The organism is Streptomyces sp. NPDC048644 (genome assembly GCF_043199105.1).
In the GTDB taxonomy this organism is placed as follows: Bacteria; Actinomycetota; Actinomycetes; order Streptomycetales; family Streptomycetaceae; genus Streptomyces.
In genome coordinates this window covers 802,953-825,883 of sequence record NZ_JBICVO010000001.1, presented here as the reverse complement: position 1 = coordinate 825,883, position 22,931 = coordinate 802,953, and the positions used below count along the sequence as shown (strand labels likewise).

General features: G+C 71.9%; 21 protein-coding genes. 16 read left to right on the top strand and 5 right to left on the bottom strand.

The window, feature by feature from the left end; translation table 11 throughout:
* Positions 1-25 precede the first annotated feature (25 nt).
* Complete coding sequence (gene hemW / locus ACGFNI_RS03745; RefSeq protein WP_393680225.1) at positions 26-1,258, top strand: radical SAM family heme chaperone HemW; 1,233 nt, start codon at positions 26-28, stop codon at positions 1,256-1,258.
* Positions 1,259-1,358: 100 nt separating this feature from the next.
* Positions 1,359-1,934, top strand: coding sequence for a Uma2 family endonuclease (locus ACGFNI_RS03740; protein ID WP_393680223.1), 576 nt, complete (start codon positions 1,359-1,361; stop codon positions 1,932-1,934).
* Here ACGFNI_RS03740 and ACGFNI_RS03735 read toward each other — a convergent pair.
* Together ACGFNI_RS03735 and ACGFNI_RS03730 are read right to left on the bottom strand one after the other, a co-directional pair.
* A complete protein-coding gene (locus ACGFNI_RS03735) occupies positions 1,912-2,745 on the bottom strand; it encodes a DUF3097 domain-containing protein (RefSeq protein ID WP_393680221.1) in 834 nt (277 codons plus the stop codon). The two genes, ACGFNI_RS03740 and ACGFNI_RS03735, sit on opposite strands and share 23 nt — an antisense overlap.
* Positions 2,746-2,861: 116 nt before the next feature.
* Positions 2,862-3,596, bottom strand: a complete 735-nt coding sequence (locus ACGFNI_RS03730; RefSeq protein ID WP_393680219.1) for an MBL fold metallo-hydrolase — start codon at positions 3,594-3,596, stop codon at positions 2,862-2,864.
* 186 nt (positions 3,597-3,782) lie between these two features.
* On the opposite strand from ACGFNI_RS03730, the gene hrcA reads away from it, so the two are divergent.
* The 4 genes from hrcA to ACGFNI_RS03710 all read left to right on the top strand — a co-directional run bounded on the left by hrcA (position 3,783) and on the right by ACGFNI_RS03710 (position 8,004).
* Complete coding sequence (gene hrcA, locus ACGFNI_RS03725; protein ID WP_393680352.1) at positions 3,783-4,799, top strand: heat-inducible transcriptional repressor HrcA; 1,017 nt, start codon at positions 3,783-3,785, stop codon at positions 4,797-4,799.
* On the top strand, positions 4,800-5,936 hold the full coding sequence (gene dnaJ, locus ACGFNI_RS03720; protein WP_393680218.1) for a molecular chaperone DnaJ: 1,137 nt from the start codon (positions 4,800-4,802) through the stop codon (positions 5,934-5,936).
* 233 nt (positions 5,937-6,169) lie between these two features.
* Complete coding sequence (locus ACGFNI_RS03715; RefSeq protein ID WP_393680216.1) at positions 6,170-7,264, top strand: nitronate monooxygenase; 1,095 nt, start codon at positions 6,170-6,172, stop codon at positions 7,262-7,264.
* The gene (locus tag ACGFNI_RS03710) at positions 7,261-8,004 is read left to right on the top strand and encodes a 16S rRNA (uracil(1498)-N(3))-methyltransferase (RefSeq protein ID WP_393680214.1); all 744 of its coding nucleotides are present in this window, start codon (positions 7,261-7,263) and stop codon (positions 8,002-8,004) included. The genes ACGFNI_RS03715 and ACGFNI_RS03710 overlap by 4 nt, the downstream gene beginning before the upstream one ends.
* 73 nt (positions 8,005-8,077) lie before the next feature.
* On the opposite strand, the gene ACGFNI_RS03705 is transcribed toward ACGFNI_RS03710, so the two are convergent.
* Positions 8,078-8,506 carry an OsmC family peroxiredoxin gene (locus ACGFNI_RS03705; RefSeq protein WP_393680212.1) on the bottom strand — a complete coding sequence of 143 codons (429 nt, stop codon included), beginning with the start codon at positions 8,504-8,506 and terminating at the stop codon, positions 8,078-8,080.
* A 215-nt stretch (positions 8,507-8,721) separates the two neighbouring features.
* Between ACGFNI_RS03705 and ACGFNI_RS03700 the strand changes: the two genes are divergently transcribed.
* The 4 genes from ACGFNI_RS03700 to ACGFNI_RS03685 all read left to right on the top strand — a co-directional run bounded on the left by ACGFNI_RS03700 (position 8,722) and on the right by ACGFNI_RS03685 (position 12,847).
* Positions 8,722-9,078: a histidine triad nucleotide-binding protein gene (locus ACGFNI_RS03700; protein WP_393680211.1), complete on the top strand. Its 357-nt coding sequence runs from the start codon at positions 8,722-8,724 to the stop codon at positions 9,076-9,078.
* 18 nt (positions 9,079-9,096) lie between these two features.
* Complete coding sequence (locus ACGFNI_RS03695; RefSeq protein WP_393680209.1) at positions 9,097-10,002, top strand: ribonuclease Z; 906 nt, start codon at positions 9,097-9,099, stop codon at positions 10,000-10,002.
* 66 nt (positions 10,003-10,068) lie between these two features.
* On the top strand, positions 10,069-11,646 hold the full coding sequence (locus ACGFNI_RS03690; protein WP_393680207.1) for a serine/threonine protein kinase: 1,578 nt from the start codon (positions 10,069-10,071) through the stop codon (positions 11,644-11,646).
* Between the two features lie 34 nt (positions 11,647-11,680).
* Positions 11,681-12,847 carry an FHA domain-containing protein gene (locus ACGFNI_RS03685; protein ID WP_393680205.1) on the top strand — a complete coding sequence of 389 codons (1,167 nt, stop codon included), beginning with the start codon at positions 11,681-11,683 and terminating at the stop codon, positions 12,845-12,847.
* Positions 12,848-12,876: 29 nt separating this feature from the next.
* On the opposite strand, the gene ACGFNI_RS03680 is transcribed toward ACGFNI_RS03685, so the two are convergent.
* A complete protein-coding gene (locus ACGFNI_RS03680; protein WP_393680203.1) occupies positions 12,877-13,707 on the bottom strand; it encodes an HAD family acid phosphatase in 831 nt (276 codons plus the stop codon).
* A 140-nt stretch (positions 13,708-13,847) separates the two neighbouring features.
* On the opposite strand from ACGFNI_RS03680, the gene bla reads away from it, so the two are divergent.
* The 4 genes from bla (at position 13,848) to ACGFNI_RS03660 (ending at position 18,103) form a co-directional block, all read left to right on the top strand.
* Positions 13,848-14,771 (top strand): class A beta-lactamase, encoded by a 924-nt coding sequence (gene bla, locus ACGFNI_RS03675; protein ID WP_393680201.1) that lies wholly within the window; start codon positions 13,848-13,850, stop codon positions 14,769-14,771.
* A gap of 109 nt (positions 14,772-14,880) precedes the next feature.
* On the top strand, positions 14,881-16,239 hold the full coding sequence (locus ACGFNI_RS03670; RefSeq protein ID WP_393680200.1) for an enolase C-terminal domain-like protein: 1,359 nt from the start codon (positions 14,881-14,883) through the stop codon (positions 16,237-16,239).
* A gap of 149 nt (positions 16,240-16,388) precedes the next feature.
* Positions 16,389-17,474 carry an S-(hydroxymethyl)mycothiol dehydrogenase gene (locus ACGFNI_RS03665; RefSeq protein ID WP_393680198.1) on the top strand — a complete coding sequence of 362 codons (1,086 nt, stop codon included), beginning with the start codon at positions 16,389-16,391 and terminating at the stop codon, positions 17,472-17,474.
* Positions 17,474-18,103: an MBL fold metallo-hydrolase gene (locus ACGFNI_RS03660; RefSeq protein WP_393680196.1), complete on the top strand. Its 630-nt coding sequence runs from the start codon at positions 17,474-17,476 to the stop codon at positions 18,101-18,103. The genes ACGFNI_RS03665 and ACGFNI_RS03660 overlap by 1 nt, the downstream gene beginning before the upstream one ends.
* A 12-nt stretch (positions 18,104-18,115) precedes the next feature.
* On the opposite strand, the gene ACGFNI_RS03655 is transcribed toward ACGFNI_RS03660, so the two are convergent.
* Positions 18,116-19,453, bottom strand: a complete 1,338-nt coding sequence (locus ACGFNI_RS03655; protein ID WP_393680194.1) for a 6-phospho-beta-glucosidase — start codon at positions 19,451-19,453, stop codon at positions 18,116-18,118.
* A 66-nt stretch (positions 19,454-19,519) separates the two neighbouring features.
* Here ACGFNI_RS03655 and ACGFNI_RS03650 point away from each other — a divergent pair, with 66 nt between their 5' ends.
* Together ACGFNI_RS03650 and ACGFNI_RS03645 are read left to right on the top strand one after the other, a co-directional pair.
* The gene (locus tag ACGFNI_RS03650) at positions 19,520-20,668 is read left to right on the top strand and encodes a carbohydrate kinase family protein (protein ID WP_393680192.1); all 1,149 of its coding nucleotides are present in this window, start codon (positions 19,520-19,522) and stop codon (positions 20,666-20,668) included.
* A gap of 151 nt (positions 20,669-20,819) precedes the next feature.
* Positions 20,820-22,898 carry a PhoH family protein gene (locus ACGFNI_RS03645; RefSeq protein ID WP_393680191.1) on the top strand — a complete coding sequence of 693 codons (2,079 nt, stop codon included), beginning with the start codon at positions 20,820-20,822 and terminating at the stop codon, positions 22,896-22,898.
* Positions 22,899-22,931: the final 33 nt, after the last annotated feature.

Below are 22,931 nucleotides of genomic sequence, written 5' to 3'. Positions count from 1 at the left end.
CCGCGCATGACGGACAATGGACCCCATGCCTTCCGCACTGCCCGACGGTGAGCCGATGCCCGATGACGGGGCGCTGCCCGGCCACGCGCTGGCCACCGCCGCCGACCGTCCCCTCGGCTTCTACCTGCACGTGCCGTACTGCGCGACCCGCTGCGGATACTGCGACTTCAACACCTACACCGCGAGCGAGCTGCGCGGCTCCGGCGGCGCCCTGGCCTCCCGCGACAACTACGCCGACCACGTCGTCGAGGAGATCCGGCTGGCCCGCAAGGTGCTGGGCGACGACCCGCGCCGGGTCGAGACGGTCTTCGTCGGCGGCGGCACCCCGACCCTGCTGCCCGCCGCCGACCTCGCCACGATGCTCGCCGCCATCCGCGAGGAATTCGGCCTCGCCCCGCACGCCGAGATCACCACCGAGGCCAACCCGGAATCCGTCGACCCGCGCTACCTCGCCGAGCTGCGCGACGGCGGCTTCAACCGCGTCTCCTTCGGTATGCAGAGCGCCCGGCAGCACGTCCTGAAGATCCTCGACCGCACGCACACCCCCGGACGCCCCGAGGCATGCGTCGCGGAGGCCCGCGCGGCCGGTTTCGAACACGTCAACCTCGACCTGATCTACGGCACCCCGGGCGAGAGCGACGACGACTGGCGCGCCACCCTGGACGCCGCGCTCGCCGCAGGACCCGACCACGTCTCCGCGTACGCCCTGATCGTCGAGGAAGGCACCCAGCTGGCCCGCCGGATCCGCCGCGGCGAGGTCCCGATGACCGACGACGACGTGCACGCCGACCGCTACCTGATCGCCGACGAACGCCTCGCCGCGGCCGGCTTCCGCTGGTACGAGGTCTCCAACTGGGCCACCACGGACGCCGCCCGCTGCCGCCACAACGAGCTGTACTGGACCGGCGCCGACTGGTGGGGCGCGGGCCCCGGCGCCCACAGCCACGTCGGCGGCGTCCGCTGGTGGAACGTCAAGCACCCCGGCGCCTACGCCCAGGCACTCGCCGAAGGCCGCTCCCCGGGCGCCGGGCGCGAAATCCTGCCGGCAGAGGACCGGCGGGTGGAGCGCATCCTGCTGGAACTGCGGCTCTCCGACGGCTGCCCGCTGGACATACTCGCGCCGCAGGGGGCGCGGGCGGCGGAGCGAGCGCTGGCCGATGGGCTGCTGGAGGCGGGGCCGTACGGGGAGGGGCGGGCCGTTCTGACGCTGCGGGGGCGATTGTTGGCGGATGCGGTGGTCAGGGATTTGGTGGACTGATACTCGAATGAGTGAACCGATGTGATCGGCCTGCGGCCCTGCCTAGGCTGTTCTTAGCCTGTGCCGTACACACGGCGACGGGAAAGCGGAGGCCATGGAGATGACCGCTGTGGATGAACGCCGGATGACGGAGTTCTTCGAGAACCTTGAGGTTCCCGAGGGCGTCAAGGTTGAGCTGCTCAGGGGGAACATCGTGATGATGGCGACGCCCGACCTCGTGCACAACGAGATCGTCGAGTCGGTTCAGGACCAGATCCCCAGGCGCGCATGGATGCGGCTCCAGACACAGGACGTCACGCTCCCGTTCGAGGCAAGTGAGCCCATCCCGGATCTAGTGGTGCTGGCACGCGCGGCTCGTCCGGAGTCGGGGCCGATCCCGTGTGGGGTGATCACGACGGTCATCGAGGTGGTTTCCAAGACCAGCGTCGACCATGACTACGGAATCAAGCGCTCGATCTATGCCGCGGGCGCGGTGCCTGCGTACTTGATCATCGACCCCATCGTTGCCCATTGTGTTCTGCTCACTCAGCCTGTCGGTGCTGGGGATGAGGCGGACTATCGGGCACAGCAGATCACGAAGTTCGGTGAGCCCCTTCCGCTGCCCATGCTCGACGCCGAGCTGGACACCAGTGAATTTGGCACGTACAAGGGCGTCAGGCCGCACCGCCGCCCGTAACGAAGTCGATCAGCTCCTCCACCCGCCCGAGGAGCGCGGGTTCGAGGTCGCGGTAGGAGTGGACGCCGGACAGGATCCGCTGCCAGGCCGCGCCGGTGTTCTCCGGCCAGCCCAGGGCCCGGCAGACCCCCGTCTTCCAGTCCTGGCCGCGCGGCACGGACGGCCAGCCGGGGATGCCGACGGACGACGGCTTCACGGCCTCCCAGACGTCGATGTAGGGGTGCCCGACGACCAGGGTGTCCGCATCCGTCACCGCCGCCGCGATCCGGGACTCCTTCGAGCCGGGCACGAGATGGTCGACGAGGACGCCGAGCCTGGCGTCGGGTCCTGGGGAGAAGGAACGGACGATCGCCGGGAGGTCGTCGATGCCCTCCAGGTACTCCACGACGACCCCCTCGATGCGCAGGTCGTCGCCCCACACCCGCTCCACCAGCTCCGCGTCGTGCCGGCCCTCCACGTAGATGCGGCCGGCCCGCGCGACCCGGGCGCGGGCGCCGGGGACCACGACCGAGCCGGACGCCGTACGGGCCGGAGCGCTCGGCGCGGGACGGCCCGCGGGGCGTACGAGGGTGACGACCTTGCCCTCCAGGAGGAAGCCGCGCGGCTCCATCGGGAAGACGCGGTGCTTGCCGAAGCGGTCCTCCAGGGTGACCGTCGGGCCCTGCGCCGACTTCTCGCAGCGGATCACCGCGCCGCAGAAGCCCGTGGTGACCTCCTCGACCACCAGATCGGGTTCGGCCGGCACCTCGGGGGCGGGGCGCTGCTTCTTCCAGGGCGGGGTGAGGTCGGAGCTGTAGCGCTTGCTCTGCATGGGGTCTCGGGACCTGTTCTGTGACGAAGGCGCGGGGCGCCCGGTGGGCACGGGAGGGCGGTGCGGAGGTACCGGCATCGCGGCGAGCGGTGCGGAAGATACGGGGACGGCGCCGGTCAGGCGGGGGACACGCCGAAACGGGCGGCGAGCGTGTTGCGCTGCTCACGGACGAAACGGGCATCCACGACAGCGCCGTGCCCCGGTACGTACACCGCGTCATCGCCGCCCAGGGCCAGCAGCCGGTCCAGGGCGGCGGGCCACTGCCGCACCAGCGCGTCCGGTCCCGCGGACGGTTCGCCGGACTCCTCGACCAGGTCGCCGCAGAAGACGACTTCGGGGGCGCCGGGCCGGTCAGCGGCGAGTACCGCCAGGTCGTGCGCGGTGTGGCCGGGGCCGACGTTGGCGAGCAGCACCTGCCGGCCACCGAGGTCCACGGTCAGCTCGCCGTGCACGAGATGGTGCGGGCGCACCAGCAGGTCGGCGGCGTCCGCCGCCGCGTCCGGGTCCACGCCGTGCCGCACCGCGTCGAGCCGCAGGGCGTCGCCGCCGTGCGCCAGCAGCTCGTCCATCCCCGCCGCGGCGAACACCTGCACCCCGGCGAAGGCGGCGGCGCCCAGGACGTGGTCGAAGTGCGGATGGGTCAGCGCGAGATGTGTCACGTCACGGCCGAGCACCGCGCGGACGGAGCGGCGCAGCGCGGCGCCGTCGCGCAGGGTCGCGCCGGTGTCCACGAGCAGGACGCCTTCGGTCCCCGCGATGACGCCGACGGTCTCGTCCCAGCCCGGCATCCGGCGTCTGGCGATGTGCTCACCGAGCCGTTCCCACCCGGCCTCTTCCCAAGTCGTGCGCATGCCGAGACGCTATCGGTATCGCGATAGCGTTGCCCGGCGGATCAGGGGCCGCGGTCGGTGTTCCGGGCGGGCGCCCTTGCCCCGGCCGTGCTACCCGGCCGTACACTGGAGCGGTGTTTGGCACTCGACCCGGGTGAGTGCCAGGCGGACGCGGCGGCCCGGACGGCAGGACTGGAGGTGTGCGCCATGCTCAGTGAACGCAGGCTTGAGGTGCTGCGTGCCATCGTCCAGGACTACGTCGGCACCGAGGAGCCGGTCGGCTCGAAGGCGCTGACCGAGCGCCATCAGCTGGGCGTCTCCCCGGCGACGGTCCGCAACGACATGGCTTTCCTGGAGGACGAGGGATTCATCGCCCAGCCGCACACCAGCGCGGGCCGGATCCCCACCGACAAGGGCTACCGCCTGTTCGTCGACAAGCTGGCCGGCGTCAAGCCGCTGTCCAGCCCGGAGCGCCGGGCCATCCAGAATTTCCTGGACGGCGCGGTCGACCTCGACGACGTGGTGGGCCGCACGGTCCGGCTCCTCGCGCAGCTGACCCGGCAGGTCGCGGTCGTGCAGTACCCCTCGCTGACCCGGTCGACGGTCCGGCACGTGGAGCTGCTGTCGCTGGCGCCCGCGCGGCTGATGCTCGTCCTGATCACGGACACCGGGCGGGTCGAGCAGCGGCTGATCGACTGCCAGGCGCCGTTCGGCGAGGCGTCCCTCGCCGATCTGCGGGCCCGGCTCAACAGCCGGGTGGTGGGCCGCCGGTTCGCGGATGTGCCGCAATTGGTGCAGGATCTTCCGGACTCCTTCGAGCAGGAGGACCGCGGTACCGTCTCGACGGTGCTCTCGGTGCTGCTGGAGACTTTGGTGGAGGAGACCGAGGAGCGTCTGGTGATCGGCGGGACCGCCAATCTCACGCGCTTCGGGCACGATTTCCCACTGACCATCCGGCCGGTGCTGGAAGCCCTTGAGGAGCACGTGGTGCTGCTCAAGCTGCTCGGGGAGGCCAAAGACTCGGGCATGACCGTACGTATCGGGCATGAGAATGCCCACGAAGGGCTGGCGGCCACATCGGTGGTCGCGGTCGGCTACGGTTCGGGCGACGAGGCAGTCGCCAAACTCGGCGTGGTCGGACCGACCCGCATGGACTACCCCGGAACGATGGGAGCGGTACGCGCAGTGGCACGTTACGTCGGACAGATCCTGGCGGAGTCGTAAGTGGCCACGGACTATTACACGGTCCTCGGTGTCAGCCGCGACGCCTCGCAGGACCAGATCAAGAAGGCTTTCCGGCGGCTGGCCCGTGAGCTGCACCCGGATGTGAACCCGGATCCGAAGACCCAGGAGCGGTTCAAGGAGATCAACGCCGCTTACGAGGTGCTGTCGGACCCGCAGAAGAAGCAGGTCTACGACCTCGGCGGCGACCCACTCTCGCAGGCGGGCGGCGGTGGCGGGGCCGGCGGCTTCGGCGCGGGCTTCGGCAACTTCTCCGACATCATGGACGCGTTCTTCGGTGCCTCCTCGCAGCGCGGCCCGCGCTCGCGGACCCGGCGCGGCCAGGATGCGATGATCCGGCTCGACATCGAGCTGAACGAAGCGGCCTTCGGCACGACCAAGGACATCCAGGTCGACACCGCCATCGTGTGCACCACGTGCACCGGCGAGGGCGCGGCGCCAGGCACCTCGGCGCAGACCTGCGACATGTGCCGCGGTCGCGGTGAGGTCTCGCAGGTCACCCGCTCTTTCCTCGGCCAGGTCATGACGTCGAGGCCGTGCCCGCAGTGCCAGGGCTTCGGCACGGTCGTGCCGACGCCGTGCCCCGAGTGTGCGGGCGACGGGCGGATCCGCTCGCGTCGCACCCTCACCGTGAAGATCCCGGCGGGTGTCGACAACGGCACCCGGATCCAGCTCGCGGGCGAGGGCGAGGTCGGTCCCGGCGGCGGCCCGGCCGGCGACCTCTACGTCGAGATCCACGAGCTGGCCCACTCCGTCTTCCAGCGGCGCGGTGACGACCTGCACTGCACGGTCACCATCCCGATGACCGCGGCGTCCCTGGGCACCAAGTGTCCGCTGGAGACGCTGGACGGGATGGAGGAGATCGACGTACGGCCCGGTACCCAGTCCGGCCAGTCGATCCCGCTGCACCAGCGGGGCGTGACGCATCTGCGCGGCGGCGGCCGTGGTGACCTGATCGTCCACGTCGAGGTGCTGACACCCTCCAAGCTCGACGCCGAGCAGGAAGAGCTGCTGCGGCGGCTGGCCAAGCTCCGTGGTGAAGAGCGCCCCACGGGCCAGTTTCAACCCGGACAGCAAGGACTCTTCTCGCGGTTGAAGGATGCGTTCAACGGGCGGTAGGCGCGTGTGCCGGGGGTCCGGGGGTTGTCCCCCGGACAGGCACAGCCAACCCGGACAGCAAGGACTCTTCTCGCGGTTGAAGGATGCGTTCAACGGGCGGTAGGCGCGTGTGCCGGGGGTTGCCCCCGGACAGGCACAGCCAACGGGCGGTAGGCCAACGGCTTGTGGGGTCGGGGCACGGTGTGTGCCCGACCCGGTGCGGAGCGGCGCGGTGGGCGTGGCACGATGTGGTCATGTCCACCGCGCTGACCGATTTCTGCCGCCATCCGATCGTGCAGGCCCCGATGGCCGGCGGCGTCTCCCGGCCTGAGTTGGCCGCCGCCGTCAGTGACGCCGGCGGCCTCGGTTTCCTCGCCGCCGGCTACAAAACCGCCGACGGCATGTACCAGGAGATCAAACGGCTGCGCGGGCTGACCGGCAGGCCCTTCGGCGTGAACCTCTTCATGCCGCAGCCGCCGCTCGCCGACACCGCGGCCGTCGACGTCTACCGCGACCAGCTCGCCGGTGAGGCCACCTGGTACGAGACGCCGCTCGGTGAGGTCGACGCGTGCGGCGGCTCCGACGACGGCTTCGAGGCCAAGCTGGCGATTCTGCGCGAGGATCCGGTGCCGGTCGTCTCCTTCGTCTTCGGCTGCCCCTCGCGCGCCGTGCTGGACGCGTTCGCTGCGGTCGGCACGTACACCATCGTCACCGTCACCACCCCCGCCGAGGCGCAGGCCGCGCAGTGGTCGGGCGCGGACGCGGTCTGCGTCCAGGGCATTGAGGCCGGCGGCCACCAGGGCACCCACCGCGATGACCCGCAGGCGGACGGTACGGGCGCCGGTATCGGGCTGCTCTCGCTGATCGCGCAGGTCCGCGAGGCCGTGCAGATTCCCGTCGTCGCGGCGGGCGGGCTGATGCGCGGGGCGCAGATCGCCGCCGCGCTGACCGCGGGTGCCACCCTGGTGCAGCTCGGCACCGCCTTCCTGATCACCCCGGAGTCCGGCGCGCACGAGCTGCACAAGCGGGCGCTGACCAATCCGCTGTTCACCCGCACCGAGCTGACCCGGGCGTTCACCGGCCGCCCGGCCCGCGGCCTGGCCAACCGCTTCCTGCGGGAGCACGGACCGTACGCGCCGGCCGCCTACCCGGCCGTCCACCAGCTCACCTCGGGGCTGCGCAAGGCCGCCGCGAAGGCGGGGGACGCGCAGGGCATGGCGCTGTGGGCCGGGCAGGGCCACCGGATGGCGCGGGAGCTGCCGGCCGGCGAGCTGGTGGAGCTGCTGATGTCCGAACTGGACGCGGCGCGCGGCGGGTTGGACCGGGACGGCGCGGGGGACGCGGCGTGACGGCCCCGGTCTTTCTGGTGGAGTCCCTCGCGGACATGCGGCCCGGCGGCACGCTGACGCTGACGGGCCCCGAGGGGCGGCACGCGGTGTCGGTGCGGCGGCTGCGGGTCGGCGAGGAGGTCGTGCTGACGGACGGCGCCGGGTCGGGCGCCGGGGGCACGGTCGCCGCCGTCGAGGGCAAGGACCGGCTGACGGTCGCGGTGACCGAGCTGCGCCGTGAGCCGGAGCCTGCGGTGCGGATCACCGTCGTGCAGGCGCTGCCCAAGGGCGACCGCGGCGAGTTGGCCGTGGAGACCATGACGGAGACTGGCGTGGACGCCATCGTCCCCTGGTCGGCGTCGCGTTGTGTCACCCAGTGGAAGGGTGAGCGGGCCGCGAAGTCGCTGGCGAAGTGGCGGGCCACGGCTCGCGAGGCCGGCAAGCAGTCGCGCCGGCTGGCCTTCCCCGAGGTCGCGGAGCCCTGCACGACCCGGCAGGTCGCGGAGCTGCTCGCGCAGGCGGACCTCGCCGCCGTGCTGCACGAGGAGGGCAGCGCCCCGCTGGCCACCGCCGCGCTGCCGGCCACCGGCAGCATCGTGCTCGTCGTCGGCCCCGAGGGCGGTGTGGCGCCTGATGAGCTGGCCGCGTTCGCCGACGCGGGCGCCCGGCCCTACCGCCTGGGCCCGACCGTCCTGCGCACCTCCACGGCGGGTACCGCGGCCACCGCGCTGCTGCTGGGGCGCACCGGCCGCTGGAGCTGATCCGCCGCCGCGTAAAAGGTGCGCCGACCGGCCCAAGGGCCCGTCGGCGCACCGTAGTTCACCCCTGCGCGGGTCAGATCAGCTGCGCGTCGATGGTGATGTTCTTGACGCCGGCCAGCGCCTGGCTCACCGGGCAGTTGGCCTTGGCGTCCTGGGCCGCGGCCTGGAAGTCCGCCTCCGACAGGCCGGGGACGCGGGCCCTGACGGTCAGTGCGATGCCGGTGATGCCCTCACCCGGCTGGAACGTCACGTCGGCCTGGGTGTCGACGGCCTCGACGGTGTGGCCCTTGCCCGCCAGGCCGTGCGAGAAGGCCATCGAGTAGCAGGAGGAGTGGGCGGCGGCGATCAGCTCTTCAGGACTGGTGACGCCGTTCGGCTGCTCCGAGCGGGCCGGCCAGTTCACGTCGTACGTGCCGACCTTGGAGGATTCCAGGGCGACGGTGCCCTTGCCCTCCAGGAGGTTGCCTTCCCAGTGGGTCTTGGCGGTGCGCGTGGTTGCCATGGTGCACTAACTCCCGGTTGTGGGCGATATGCGGTCTTCGGGGCCAGCCTAGGACACAAAGGGCGCCCGACCGGCCCGGTAGCATCCGAGTGCGTACGCACGGTGCGTACGGCGCCTGCCGCGTACGCCGTGACGCGACCCGGTGCGGCCACGACGCGGCCCGAAACGGTCCGTCCGGCGCCGACGGCGGGCGAAGACCCGGGAGGAGTCCACCGGTGGCGGGAGAACCGCAGGCCGACTGCCTGTTCTGCAAGATCGTGGCGGGGGAGGTGCCGGCGACCATCGTCCGGGAGTCCGAGACCACCGTCGCCTTCCGCGACATCAATCCCCAGGCGCCGACCCATGTCCTGGTGATCCCCAAGGTCCACTACGCGAACGCCCTGGAACTGGCGGCGGCTGAGCCGGCCATCGCCGGTGATGTGCTGCGCGAGGCGGGCCGGGTGGCCGGTGACGAGAAGGTCGACGCGACCGGCTACCGCATCGTGTTCAACACCGGTCCCGGCGCGGGGCAGACGGTCTTCCACGCCCATGCGCACGTGCTGGGTGGCCGCGACCTCCAGCGCCTGGTCTGACGGGGCCGGGGAACCGAGTTGTCCGTACGCGAACTGGTCGTCCTCGGCACCGCGAGCCAGGTGCCGACCCGGCACCGCAACCACAACGGCTACCTGCTGCGGTGGGACGGCCAGGGGCTGCTGTTCGACCCCGGCGAAGGCACCCAGCGGCAGATGCTGCGCGCCGGGGTCGCGGCGCACGACCTCAACCGGATCTGCGTGACGCACTTCCACGGTGACCATTCGCTGGGCCTCGCCGGGGTGATCCAGCGGATCAACCTCGACCGGGTGCCGCATCCCGTCACCGCCCACTACCCGGCCAGCGGGCAGCACTTCTTCGACCGGCTGCGCTACTCCACCGCGTACCGCGAGACGGTCCGTCTGGTGGAGCGGCCGGTGGCCACCGACGGCGAGCTTGAGCGCTCGGCCGCGTACGTCCTTGAGGCGCACCGGCTCTCGCACCCCGTCGAGTCGTACGGGTACCGGCTGGTGGAGCCCGACGCCCGGCGGATGCTGCCCGAGCTGCTGGCGGAGCGCGGCATCGCGGGCCCTGACGTCGGGCGGCTCCAGCGGGCGGGTGAGCTGCACGGCGTGACGCTCGACGAGGTGAGCGAGATGCGGCGCGGCCAGCGGTTCGCCTTCGTGATGGACACCCGGCTGTGCGACGGCGTGCACGCGCTCGCCGACGGGGCCGACATGCTGGTGATCGAGTCGACGTTCCTTGATGAGGACGTGCAACTCGCCACCGATCACGGCCACCTGACGGCGGGACAGGCCGCCGCCGTGGCGGTGCGGGCCGGTGTGCGGCATCTGGTCCTGACGCACTTCTCGCAGCGCTACACCGACCCCGGCGAGTTCGAACGGCAGGCGCGGGAGGCCGGGTTCACCGGCGAACTCACCGTCGCCCGTGACCTGATGCGGGTGCCGGTCCCCAAGAGGCGCTGAAGGGGCGGCACTTCACCGCCGTTGATCGTGGGAACCGGTGGGATCTTCCGCCGGCGATGTGCTGTGATGGACGGCGGTGTGCGGGGGCATCTGCCGTGGGCGGCGGAGGCCGGACGCCGGGGATCCGGGCACCGTGCCGCCGGGACGTCGCGGCAGTATCACGGGAGGTCGTCATCGATATCGGAGTTCGTCCCCGGTATCCCGCTGGACACGGCGCTCGCGGAGTTCGGGCCGCTGCCGCTGCCCGCCGCCTTCCATCTGGTGGGCCGCACGGCGCGGGCGCTCGCGGCGATCCACGCGGCCGATGTCGTGCACCGCGATCTCAAGCCCAGCAACATCATGCTCGCCGCGTCCGGTCCGTACGTCATCGACTTCGGCATCGCCCGCGCCACCGACGCCACCCAGCTGACCAGCGTCGGCGGGCGGATCGGCACCCCGCACTTCATGTCGCCCGAGCACGCGCTCGGCGAAGCGGTGGGATACGCGGGCGACTTCTTCTCGCTCGGCCTGATCGCGGCGGTCGCGGCGACCGGGCGGCATCCGTACGGCGAGGGCGGCTGGATGACCGTGGCCACGAAGATCGCCAACAGCGCGGAGCACCCGCCCGACCTGTCCGGCTACCCCGAGGAGCTGCGACCGCTGCTGCACCGGTGCCTGACCGTGGACCCGGCCGCCCGGATCACCGCGGACGAGGCCGTCGAGCTGTGCGAGCGCGGCGCCGGGCGGCCACTGCGGGACGCGGAAGGATGGCTGCCCGCGCCGCTCGACGCGGCCGTCGGACGGCGGGCGCGTGCGGTGGAGAGCCTGTGGGAGCCGGTGATCGAGCCGGAGCCGGAAGCCGCGCGCGGCACCCTGCCGCCGTGGGGCCCGGTGAGCCGCCCGGCAGGGAGCGTCCCGCCGTCGCCCGGTACGGGGTACGGCACGGGTCCGTCGTACGGCACGGGAACCGGCTCCGGCCACGGCCCCGCACCCGCTGCTCCGGGTACGGGCCCGCATGAGGGCGCCGTACCGCCGCCGTCCGCGCCCGCCCGGTTCACCGGCGGTCTCCGCCGCAAGGTCCTGATGGGCGTGGCCGCTGCCGTCCTGCTGGTGGCGGGGACCTTCGCCGTCAAGGCGATACTGCCGGGCGACAAGCCCGCCCCGGGTCCTGACCCGACGGGCGGTCCCACGCCAGGCCCGACGGCGACCGGCGGCGGCAAGCCGGTCAAGGACCCGACCGGGCCCGCGCGCCCCGCCTACACGACGCTGGTCAAGGACCGTCCGTTCGAGCTGCGCTCGCCGCGGGACTCCGACGACGCGGGAGTCGATCTGGACATCCCGCGGGTGAACTCCCGCACCGTCGACTACGACAAGGACGAGATCATCATCGGCAGCGTCCTCAAGGACCGCTGGGAGTTCCAGACCCCGTTCGGCAAGGGGGCCGGCGAGAGCCCCGAGAAGTGCCTGGAGGGCTCGCAGTCCGACGCACTGCCCGGCTCCGTCGACTACCAGGAGTTCGAGGAGACCATCCCCGTCGGCACCCTGCTGTGCACCGTGACCGACAAGGACAACCTCGCCATGCTGAAGGTCACGAAGGTCACGCCGACCCATGACGGCGATCTGCCCGACGTCTCCGGCCGCCTGACGGTCTGGAAGAAGCAGTAGCGGCCACCCGCCCTCGGACCGGGAGAGTTCTCCGATGCCCCAAAGCCCCGACCACCGCCTCGCGTTCCTCGCCCGCCACCTCGCCCCCACCCCGCAGGACGCCGACGCGCTGATCGACCTCTCCGACGTCGTCCGCAACAGCCGCGTCGGCCCTCGCCACGGGCGTTCCCTGGACCGCCTGCGGCTGGTCGTCGAGGCGCTGGCGCGGCGCACCAGCGACCGCGAGGTCCGGGTGTACGCCATCGCCGACCGCAGCCTGCGTCACGGCGTGCACGAGTACCCGGGCCCCGACGAGCCCTGGCTGCTGGCGGACTGGATCGAACAGGGCCTGGTGGAGGAGGCGGACGACGCCGACGAACCGCTGCTCGCGCTGGCCGACGTCACCGGCCTGCCGGTCGTCTCCGACGACGACTTCAAGGACTTCCGGCTCGTCCACCCCTGGATCCAGGGCGACACCGGGCAGTTCCTCGGCATGCGGCCCGCGCCGGACCGCGCCGTCGCCCTGCACGAGCGCGACATGGGCGTCCGCAGCGCCGCGGACAACTCGCGGAAGCTGGAGGAGTCCGACCTCAAGGCGCACGGCCTCCTCAAGGGCCGGGACCGCCGCCCGATGACGGAGATCGTCAAGCGCTCCTGGCGCTGCCCCGAACGCGGCTGCACGCTCTACGACACCCGCCGCGGCACCGCCGTACGGCTGCCGTACGTGCGCCGCGACGTGCCGCTGTGCGAGCTGCACCGCACCCCGCTCGTCGACGACGGCCCGCGCACCGCCGTCAGCCAGCTCAAGCTGCTGGTCGACGACGCCTGCGTGCACCGCTTCACCCTCGACGCGGGCACCACCGTCGTCCTGGGCCGCGCACCGGGCGAGGGCGGCATCACGCTGTACGGGCTGCTGCCCGACCCGCTGCTGCGCCGGGTCAGCCGCCGGCACGTGGTGGCCACCGTCGACGAGGACGGCCTGCGGCTGCGCAACCTCAGCGGCTACGGCACCCGGCTGCTGCGGCAGGGCGCGAAGAGCTGGGGCGCGCTGAGCGACGGGACACCGGCCCGCTTCCAGGTCAACGACGTCGCCGAACTCACCACAGGGGTCACCCTCACCCGCAGCGCCCGGCGCTATCCCGCCGAGATCGCCGCGGCCTGGCAGCGCTCCGTCCGGCGGGTACCCGAAGGCCCGGCCCGCGCGGCCACCCGACGGCACTGAGCGGGCGGGTGACCGGGCGGGGACAGGGCTTACGGCAGGTAGTACATCGGGTTCGGCAGCTTGAAGGTGCGGTCGGACGCGCCGCCGCGCAGGTCGCTGTACTGGTCCCCGAAGTTGGCGACGATGCGGTAGCCGAGGGACTCGATGTGCTTGCGGGTGCCCGACTTGAACTCGACGGTCGAGCAGGTGGCACCGCAGGGCAGGTACGCCGGCGGGTGCTCCTTGTCCTTCAGGTAGACGTGCGAGCGGTCCAGCGGGACGCCGTAGCCGACGTTCTTGAGGTTGCGCACGCTCCAGTCCCGCTGCGCCTCCTTGCGGCCGGTGAGGAAGAAGACCTCGGCGCCCCGTGCGTGCGCCCAGTTGACCAGCCGGTCCATGCCGAAGACCGGGTCCATGTCGGTCGATTCGAGGTACTTGTCCTGGGCTTCCTCGGTGTGGTGGAAGCCGACCTGGAGCTCGTAGTTGTAGGTCAGCAGGGTGGTGTCGTCCATGTCGAGGACGATCGCGGGCTTCTTGGCGTGCTTGCCGGTCTTCGCGTCGGCGGGCTGCGCGGTGTGGCCGTGCTGCCGGTCGAGCGCGCGGGTCAGGTAGCTGCGGGCCTTCGCCTCGATGCCGCGGACCTGGCGCGCGTAGTTGCTGTGCGGGGACGCGTAGTGCTCGCCGTCCGCGGTCACCGTGTCGCCGTAGTACGCCTTGATCTGGTCCTGGACCTGCGTGAGGTTCGGGATCTCCTTGTCGGTGCGGGGCACCGCGTGCTCGGCGGTGGCCTGGCCCACGCCGAACACCGCGGTCCCGGCGACGAGGGCGGCAACCGTCGCGGCGCCGACGCGGGCACGGCGGGAGAGGACGGGGAGGGGCATGACGCGGCTCCTTCAGGGAGTCTGAGCAGGGGACTCCCGTAGGTTTAACAGAGGCTCAACGCCGGTTCTACGCGCGAAGATTCAACGGTTGGTAAAGGGTTACCGCGCGCGGGAGCCACAACAGAGAGGGGAAAGTGCTGATGAGGGCCTTCGAAACCGGTCCGGACCGCCGCACCGTCATCGCCCTGGGCGCCGGGGCTGCGCTCGCCGCCGTGTCGATGGGCGGCCCCGCGCAGGCGGCCACCCCGCGCGCCGACGAGGGCACCGTGCGGGCACTGCGCGACCTGGAACGGCAACACGGCGCCAGGCTCGGGGTGTTCGCACGGCACACGGTCACCGGCGCCACCGTGCGCTACCGCGCGGACGAGACCTTTCCGGTCTGCTCGGTGTTCAAGACGGCCGCCGCTGCCGCCATCCTGAGAGACCTCGACCGGAACGGCGAATTCCTCGCCCGGCGCATCCGGTACACCGAACAGGACGTCGCCGACGCCGGCCACGCGCCCGTCACCGGCACGCCTGAGCACCTCGCGCACGGCATGACCGTCGCCGAACTGTGCGCAGCCGCCCTCGAATACAGCGACAACGCCGCGGCCAACCTCATGCTCCGCGAGCTGGGCGGCCCCACGGCCGTCACCCGCTTCTGCCGCTCGATCGGCGACCGGGTCACCCGGCTCGACCGCTGGGAGCCCGAGCTGAACTCCGCCGAACCCTGGCGCACCACGGACCTCACCAGCCCGGCGGCCATCGCGGGTACCTACGCGAAGCTGACCCTCGGCAGCGCGCTGACCCGCGGCGACCGCAGGCGGCTGACCGGCTGGCTGCGCGCCAACACCACCGGCGGTGCGCGCCTCCGCGCCGGGCTCCCCAGCGACTGGACGGTCGCCGACAAGACCGGCACCGGCGACTACGGCACCGCCCACGACGTGGGCATCGCCTGGACACCGGACGGCGCGCCGCTCGTGCTGGCCGTCCTGACCACCCGCCCCGATGCCGAGGCACCGGTGGACGAGCCGCTGCTGGCCGGCGCCGCCGAACTGCTGGCGACGGCGCTCGTACGGAGCTAACTCCCCGGCCGCCGCGTGGCGTTGGGCGGTATTGACGGCCGGGTGCCGCGCTCCTAGCCTCCAGCTGCATCCATGAAGGTCATCTTCATATGGAGACAGGAGCGTCACCTTGGTCACCACCGACGCCACGCGCCCGGCTGCCACCGACGCCACGGGCCTGACCATCACCGAAGTCCGCCTCACCCCGATCCTGGTCGCCGACCCGCCGCTGCTGAACACCCAGGGCGTGCACCAGCCGTACACCCCGCGGCTGATCATCGAGGTGGTCACCGCGGGCGGCGCCACCGGGTTCGGCGAGACCTACGGCGACACCGCTTACCTCGATCTGGCCCGCCCGTTGGCCGCCGCGCTGACCGGCCGCCGGGTCACCGACCTGAACGCGCTGCCCGCGCTCGCCGCCCGGGTCTGCGGTGCGTCGCCCGCCGCCACCGACGCCGCAGCGGTCGACGCCGGCGGGCTGCGCGGCGTGCAGACCGCGGACAAGCTCCGGCTCTCCGTGCTCTCCGGCTTCGAGGTCGCCTGCCTGGACGCCTGGGGCCACGCGGCCGGGCTCCCCGTCCACGCGCTGCTCGGCGGCAAGGTCCGCGACCGCGTCGACTACAGCGCCTACCTCTTCTACCGCTGGGCGCACCACCCGGAGGGCCGCGGCGAGCCCGACGACTGGGGCGCGGCGCTGGACCCGGCGGGCATCGTCGCCCAGGCCCGCCGCTTCGCCGACACCTACGGCTTCGCCTCCTTCAAGCTCAAGGGCGGCGTCTTCGCACCCGGTGAGGAGATCGCGGCCGTCCGGGCGCTGGCCGCCGCGTTCCCGGGGCAGCCGCTGCGGCTCGACCCCAACGGCGCCTGGAGCGTACGGACCTCGCTTGCGGTCGCCGCCGAGCTGCACGACGTCCTGGAATACCTGGAGGACCCGGCGAGCGGCACCGCCCGGATGGCCGAGGTGGCCGCCGCGCTCCGCGACGCCCGGCACGGTGGCCGCGTCCTCCCGCTGGCCACCAACATGTGCGTGACGACGTTCGACGAGATCGAGACGGCCTTCGCGCGCCGCGCCGTGCAGATCGTGCTCTGCGACCACCACTACTGGGGCGGGCTGCGCGCCACCCGCGAACTCGCCGCGCTCTGCCGCACCTTCGGCGTCGGCCTGTCCATGCACTCCAACACCCACCTGGGCATCAGCCTCGCCGCCATGACCCACGTCGCCGCGACCGTCCCGACCCTCGGCCACGCCTGCGACACCCACTACCCGTGGCAGTCCGAAGACGTCCTCACCGAGCGGCTCGCCTTCCGCGACGGCGGGCTCGACGTGTCCGACGCGCCGGGGCTCGGCGTCACCGTCGACCGCGACCGGCTGGCCGCGCTGCACCGCCGCTGGCTGGCCGACGACGGCGGGCTGCGCTCCCGCGACGACGCCGCCGCGATGCGCGTCGCCGACCCCGCCTGGGTCACCCCCGCCGTGCCGCGCTGGTGACCGCGGCCCGGAGACGGGGATCATGGATACGGCTGTGATCACCGCCGTGATCTCGCGCGCGGGGCCGCCGCGCGCGTACGGTGTGGCGCGGCTCGGTGGCGGTACGCCACAGTGGTCCCGTACGTGATCTTTTGAGAGGGGCTGTACCGATGGCACAGGAAGTGCGCGGCGTCATTGCGCCAGGGAAGAACGAGCCGGTCCGGCTGGAGACGATCCTGGTCCCGGACCCGGGTCCTGGCGAGGCCGTGGTGGCGATCCAGGCGTGCGGGGTGTGCCACACCGACCTGCACTACAAGCAGGGCGGCATCAACGACGAGTTCCCCTTCCTGCTCGGCCACGAGGCCGCGGGTGTGGTGGAGTCGGTCGGCGCGGGTGTCACGGACGTCGCGCCAGGTGACTTCGTCGTCCTCAACTGGCGCGCGGTGTGCGGGCAGTGCCGGGCCTGTCTGCGGGGCCGTCCGCAGTACTGCTTCGACACCCACAACGCGAAGCAGAAGATGACGCTGAAGGACGGCACGGAGCTGAGCCCGGCCCTCGGCATCGGCGCGTTCGCCGACAAGACGCTGGTCGCCGCCGGGCAGTGCACCAAGGTCGACCCGGAGGTCTCACCCGCCGTCGCCGGCCTGCTGGGCTGCGGCGTGATGGCCGGCATCGGTGCCGCCATCAACACCGGCAACGTCGGCCGCGGCGACAGCGTGGCGGTCATCGGCTGCGGCGGCGTCGGCGACGCGGCCGTGGTCGGCGCCCGGCTGGCCGGCGCCGCGAAGATCATCGCGGTGGACGTCGACGACCGGAAGCTGGCGACCGCCCGCTCCATGGGCGCCACCCACACCGTCAACTCCCGCACCACCGACCCCGTCGAAGCCATCCGGGAGATGACCGGCGGCTTCGGCGCCGACGTCGTCATCGAGGCGGTCGGCCGCCCCGAGACCTACAAGCAGGCGTTCTACGCCCGCGACCTGGCCGGCACCGTCGTCCTGGTCGGCGTCCCCACCCCCGAGATGACCCTGGACCTCCCCCTCCTGGACGTCTTCGGCCGCGGCGGCGCCCTCAAGTCCTCCTGGTACGGCGACTGCCTGCCGTCCCGCGACTTCCCGATGCTCGTCGACCTGCACCAGCAGGGCCGCATCGACCTCGGCGCCTTCGTCACCGAGACCATCGGCATCGACGGCGTGGAGCAGGCATTCGAGCGGATGCACGCGGGCGACGTCCTGCGCTCGGTGGTGACGCTCTGATGACGGCCCGCATCGACCACCTCGTCACCTCGGGCACCTTCTCGCTCGACGGCGGCACCTGGGACGTCGACAACAACGTCTGGATCGTCGGCGACGACGACGAAGCGCTGGTCATCGACGCCGCCCACGACGCCGACGCCATCATCGAAGCCCTCGGCGACCGCACCCTGCGCGCGATCGTCTGCACCCACGCGCACAACGACCACATCGACGCGGCACCCGCCCTCGCGGCCCGTACGGGTGCCCTGATCCATCTGCACCCGGACGACCTGCCGCTGTGGAAGCAGACCCACCCCGGCACCCCGCCGGACCGCGAACTGGCCGACGGGCAGGTTCTGACCATCGCGGGAGTGGACCTGACGGTGCTGCACACACCGGGTCACGCACCCGGCGGGGTCTGCCTGCACGCACCCGCCCTGGAGACGGTCTTCACCGGGGACACCCTCTTCCAGGGCGGCCCAGGCGCCACCGGCAGGTCCTTCTCGGACTTCCCGACCCTCGTCGGCTCGATCCGCGACCGGCTGCTGTCCCTGCCCCCGCACACCGTCGTCCGCACCGGACACGGCGACCCCACCACCATCGGCGACGAGGCCCCGCACCTGGAGGAGTGGATCAAGCGCGGCCACTGAGCCGGCTCCCGCTCACGCCTCCTCGGCCGCCCGCTCCAGAATGCGGGCGGCCACCGCGGGGGAGTCCACCAGCGGATGCAGCGCCAGCGCGCGCAGCGCCGCGTCCCTGTCCTTGAACATCGCGGCCTCCACCGCCGCCCGCTCCACCGCCTTGAGCTGGAGCATCAGCCCCAACTGGTCCGCACGCAGCGGCGCGCAGGGCAGCGGACGCGGACCGTCGGACCCCACCTCGCACACCGTCTCCACGATCGCGTCGGGCGCCAGCTGCGGCACCGTCGAGCGGTTGCGCACGTTGAGGATCAGCCGGGTGCCGCCGCCGTCCACCAGCGCCCGCATCAGCGCGAGCGCCACCCGGTCGTAGCCACCGCCCTCCAGATCACAGCTGTCCCGCTGCCAACCGCCGCTCGCCTTGCGGCTGTCGGCCAGATACGTCTCCTCGCGCTCCAGCCGGGTCCGCTCCCACAGCGTGTACGCATCCCCGTGGCCACCGGCCGCCGCCCGCTCGAAGAAGCCGCCCTGCTGCTGGTCCAGGAACTCGCCCCGGGTCTCCCGCGCCCCACGCACCGACGCCAGGGTCTCCCGGCGGAAGTAGTAGTAGTGCAGATACTCGTTGGGCAGCGCCCCCAGGACGCGCAGCCAGTCCGCGCCGAACAGCCTGCCCTCCTCGAAGGACCCCAGCGCCGCCGCGTCCCCCAGCAGCCCCGGCAGCACGTCCTGGCCGTCGACCGCCAACGACCGCAGCCAGCCGAGGTGGTTGAGGCCGACGTAGTCGTACGTCACCCGGCCCGGCGTGCCGAAGGCCGACGGATCGGCCCCCGCGGCGCGGGCCGCCCGGTGCACCAGACCCACCGGCGAATCGCAGATCCCCACCACCCGGTCGCCCAGCACCTGCGCCATCGCCTCGGTGACCATGCCCGCCGGATTCGTGAAGTTGATGACCCAGGCCCGCGGCGCCAGGGCCGCGACCCGCTCGGCGATGTGCAGCGCCACCGGGATCGTCCGCAGCCCGTAGAGCACCCCGCCCGCGCCCACCGTCTCCTGCCCGAGCACCCCCTCGTCCAGCGGGATCCGCTCGTCGCGCACCCGCCCCGCGGTGCCGCCCACCCGGATCGCGGAGAACACGAAATCGGCCCCGGCCAACGCGTCGTCGAGGCCATGGGCGAGCCGCACCCGCACCGGCGCCCGATGCCCTTCGGCCTGCCGCGCCAGCACCTCGGCGATGACCGAGAGCCGCCGCGGATCGGTGTCGTACAGCGTCAGTTCGGAGACGGAGTGCGCCGGGTCGTCCAGCAGCGCGCGGTGCACCAACGGCACCCGGAAACCGCCACCGCCGAGAATCGTGAGCCTCATGGGGCGGAACGTACCGCAGCATCAGGCACACTGGCGGCACCTGCCGGGACGAGAGGGGCGAGCACGGTGATCGGTGGCCGACGACAGAAGCAGCAGCCCACGCGGCCGGGAGCCGCCACGGCGGCACTCGACCCACTGGCCGCGCTGAGAACCCCCGGTGACCCCGCCACCGACGTTTATCTCACCGGCACGGTCTTCCTCGACATCATCTTCACAGGACTGGACTCCGCGCCGGTACGCGGCACCGAATCCTGGGCCCGCGGCATGGGATCGAGCCCCGGCGGCGTCGCCAACATGGCCACCGCACTGGCCCGCCTCGGACTGCGGACCTCGCTGGCCGCCGCGTTCGGCGACGACATGTACGGCGAGTACTGCTGGGACGCGCTCGACCGGGGCGAGGGCATCGACCTCACCCTGTCCCGCACCATCCCCGGCTGGCACTCCCCGGTCACCGTCTCCATGGCCTACGAGGGCGAGCGCACGATGGTCTCGCACGGCCACGAGGCACCGCAGCCGGAGAACGCCTTCGACGGCGGCCACGCCCCGGGCTGCCCGCCCGCCTCCCGCGCCTGCGTCGCGTCGCTGGTGCCCGGCAGGCGGGAGGGCTGGCTCGGCTGCGCCGCCGCCCGCGGCAGCCGCATCTTCGCCGACGTCGGCTGGGACGACACCGGCCGCTGGGATCCCGCCGACCTCGACGGCATCGAACACTGCGAGGCGTTCCTCCCCAACGCCGAGGAAGCGATGCGCTACACCCGCACATCCGACCCGCGCGCCGCCGCCCGCAAGCTCGCCGAGCGGGTGCCGCTCGCCGTGGTCACCATGGGCTCCGAGGGCGCCTGCGCCGTCGACGGACGCACCGGTGAGAGCGCCGAGGTACCCGCCATCGCCGTCGAGGCGCTGGACCCGACCGGCGCCGGGGACGTCTTCGTCGCCGGCTTCGTCACCGGCACCCTCGCCGAGTGGCCGCTCGCCGACCGGCTGGCCTTCGCCGGTCTTTCCGCCGCCCTGTCCGTGCAGGAATTCGGCGGCTCGCTCTCCGCACCCGGCTGGGCGGAGATCGCCGCCTGGTGGCAGCAGGTGCGCGGCTGCACGGCGGGCGCACCGGCCGCCCTGCGCCGCCAGTACGCCTTCCTGGACGCGGTGCTGCCCGCCGCCGACCGCTGCTCACCGCTGGCCCGCGCCGTCCCGACCATCGGTTTCCGCCGGCCGGCCTGAACACGGGGCGCCCGGGGCCGGATTCCCCTGCGGGCCGGAAAAACTTTCGGGGTTGTCAGTGCACCGTCGTACTCTGGAGATCCAAGGAGTCGAGCCGCAGGCACCTCTTAGCAGCAAAGGACGGGGGTTGAGCAGGCCACAGCGCCGGCCCATGACTCAGACACCCAGCGAACCGCAGGCGAGCGCCCAGTTCACCGTCCCGGCCAAGCACCCCATGGTGACGGTTCTGGGATCGGGAGACTCGCTTCTGCGCGTGATCGAGAAAGCGTTCCCCGCGACGGACATCCATGTCCGGGGCAATGACGTCAGCGCTGTCGGCGACGCCGAGGAAGTCGCCCTCATCCAGCGCCTGTTCGACGAGATGATGCTGGTGCTCCGCACCGGACAACCGATGACGGAGGACGCCGTGGAACGCTCCATCGCGATGCTGCGCGCGGCGGAGAACGGCGAGGGCACCGAAGGCGAGACACCGGCCGAGGTCCTCACCCAGAACATCCTCTCCAACCGGGGCCGGACCATCCGCCCCAAGACCCTCAACCAGAAGCGCTACGTCGACGCCATCGACCAGCACACCATCGTCTTCGGCATCGGCCCCGCGGGCACCGGCAAGACCTACCTCGCGATGGCCAAGGCGGTACAGGCGCTCCAGGCCAAGCAGGTCAACCGCATCATCCTCACCCGCCCCGCCGTCGAGGCGGGCGAACGCCTGGGCTTCCTCCCCGGCACCCTCTACGAAAAGATCGACCCGTACCTGCGCCCCCTCTACGACGCGCTGCACGACATGCTCGACCCGGATTCGATTCCGCGCCTGATGGCGGCGGGGACGATCGAGGTCGCGCCGCTGGCTTATATGCGGGGCCGGAGTCAACCGATCTTCACGAACGTCCTGACGCCGGACGGCTGGCGCCCCATCGGTGACCTCCAGGTCGGTGACTTGGTGATCGGCTCCAACGGTGAGCCGACTCCGGTCCTCGGGGTCTATCCGCAGGGCGAGCGGGACATCTACCGGGTCACTGCGCAGGACGGCTCCTGGACGCTGTGCTGCGGCGAACACCTGTGGACCGTCCGCACGGCCTCGGACAAGCGTCGCGACAAGCCGTGGCGGGTCCTGGAGACCCAGGAGATGATCGGCAACCTGCGTGCGGCGCACGCCCGTCGGTACGAGCTGCCGATGCTCACCGCTCCGGTCAGTTTCCCCGAGCGAGCGGTCCCCATGGATCCGTACGCTTTGGGACTGCTGCTCGGCGATGGATGCATCACCGGCTCCACCACACCGTCGTTCTCCAGCGAGGACCCTGAACTCGCCGAAGCGCTGGAGGCCGCGCTTGAGGGTGTTCAGGTGCGCTTGAAGAGCGGGCCGGATTATGTCCTGAACCGGATCAAGGCGCCTGGTGACGTAGTCACGATCGAAAACCCGGTCACCCGCAGTCTGCGCGCGCTGGATCTGCTGGGCAGCCGCTCACACACCAAGTTCGTCCCCGACGACTACCTGTACAACACCGCCGACGTCCGGCTTGCGCTGCTCCAGGGACTCCTCGATTCCGACGGCGGCCCGGTTGTGCAGGCCGACCGCACCTGCCGCATCCAGTACACGACCACGTCGATCCTGCTCCGCGACGATGTCGTCTCACTGGTCCAGTCGCTCGGAGGCGTCGCCTACACCCGGCGGCGCATGGCCGAAGGCCGCCGGCAGGGCAGCGCGAGGGCGGCTCACCGACACGACGCCCACATCATCGACATCCGCCTCCCCGAAGGCATCGAGCCTTTCCGTCTCGGCCGCAAGCGGGACAAGTACCACGCGGAAGGGGGCGGAGGCCGCCCGATGCGTTTCATCGACAGCATCGAGCCGGCGGGCAGGGAGGAGACCGTCTGTATCCAGGTGGCCGCCGAGGATTCTCTCTACGTCACCCAGGACTACCTGCTCACGCACAACACCCTTAATGACGCCTTCATCATTCTCGACGAGGCGCAGAACACCAGCCCCGAGCAGATGAAGATGTTCCTCACCCGTCTCGGCTTCGATTCGAAGATCGTCATCACGGGTGACATCACCCAGATCGACCTTCCCGGAGGCGGCGGCAAGAGCGGCCTGCGGCAGGTCCAGGAGATCCTGGAGAACGTCGACGACGTGCATTTCTCCCGCCTCACCAGCCAGGACGTCGTCCGGCACAAACTCGTGGGCCGTATCGTCGACGCATACGAGAAGTACGACAGCCGCAACAGCGGCTAGCCCTCAGGGCCGGTCAGGTCCGGCCCGCGGACG

Excerpts from the sequence above, each read along its gene's own strand:
- hemW (WP_393680225.1), top strand. The coding sequence starts at position 26 with ATGCCTTCCGCACTGCCCGACGGTGAGCCGATGCCCGATGACGGGGCG.
- ACGFNI_RS03740 (WP_393680223.1), top strand. The coding sequence starts at position 1,359 with ATGACCGCTGTGGATGAACGCCGGATGACGGAGTTCTTCGAGAACCTT.
- ACGFNI_RS03735 (WP_393680221.1), bottom strand. The coding sequence starts at position 2,745 with ATGCAGAGCAAGCGCTACAGCTCCGACCTCACCCCGCCCTGGAAGAAG.
- ACGFNI_RS03730 (WP_393680219.1), bottom strand. The coding sequence starts at position 3,596 with ATGCGCACGACTTGGGAAGAGGCCGGGTGGGAACGGCTCGGTGAGCAC.
- hrcA (WP_393680352.1), top strand. The coding sequence starts at position 3,783 with ATGCTCAGTGAACGCAGGCTTGAGGTGCTGCGTGCCATCGTCCAGGAC.
- ACGFNI_RS03715 (WP_393680216.1), top strand. The coding sequence starts at position 6,170 with ATGTCCACCGCGCTGACCGATTTCTGCCGCCATCCGATCGTGCAGGCC.
- ACGFNI_RS03705 (WP_393680212.1), bottom strand. The coding sequence starts at position 8,506 with ATGGCAACCACGCGCACCGCCAAGACCCACTGGGAAGGCAACCTCCTG.
- ACGFNI_RS03690 (WP_393680207.1), top strand. The coding sequence starts at position 10,069 with ATGGACGGCGGTGTGCGGGGGCATCTGCCGTGGGCGGCGGAGGCCGGA.
- ACGFNI_RS03685 (WP_393680205.1), top strand. The coding sequence starts at position 11,681 with ATGCCCCAAAGCCCCGACCACCGCCTCGCGTTCCTCGCCCGCCACCTC.
- ACGFNI_RS03680 (WP_393680203.1), bottom strand. The coding sequence starts at position 13,707 with ATGCCCCTCCCCGTCCTCTCCCGCCGTGCCCGCGTCGGCGCCGCGACG.
- bla (WP_393680201.1), top strand. The coding sequence starts at position 13,848 with ATGAGGGCCTTCGAAACCGGTCCGGACCGCCGCACCGTCATCGCCCTG.
- ACGFNI_RS03665 (WP_393680198.1), top strand. The coding sequence starts at position 16,389 with ATGGCACAGGAAGTGCGCGGCGTCATTGCGCCAGGGAAGAACGAGCCG.
- ACGFNI_RS03660 (WP_393680196.1), top strand. The coding sequence starts at position 17,474 with ATGACGGCCCGCATCGACCACCTCGTCACCTCGGGCACCTTCTCGCTC.
- ACGFNI_RS03655 (WP_393680194.1), bottom strand. The coding sequence starts at position 19,453 with ATGAGGCTCACGATTCTCGGCGGTGGCGGTTTCCGGGTGCCGTTGGTG.
- ACGFNI_RS03645 (WP_393680191.1), top strand. The coding sequence starts at position 20,820 with ATGACTCAGACACCCAGCGAACCGCAGGCGAGCGCCCAGTTCACCGTC.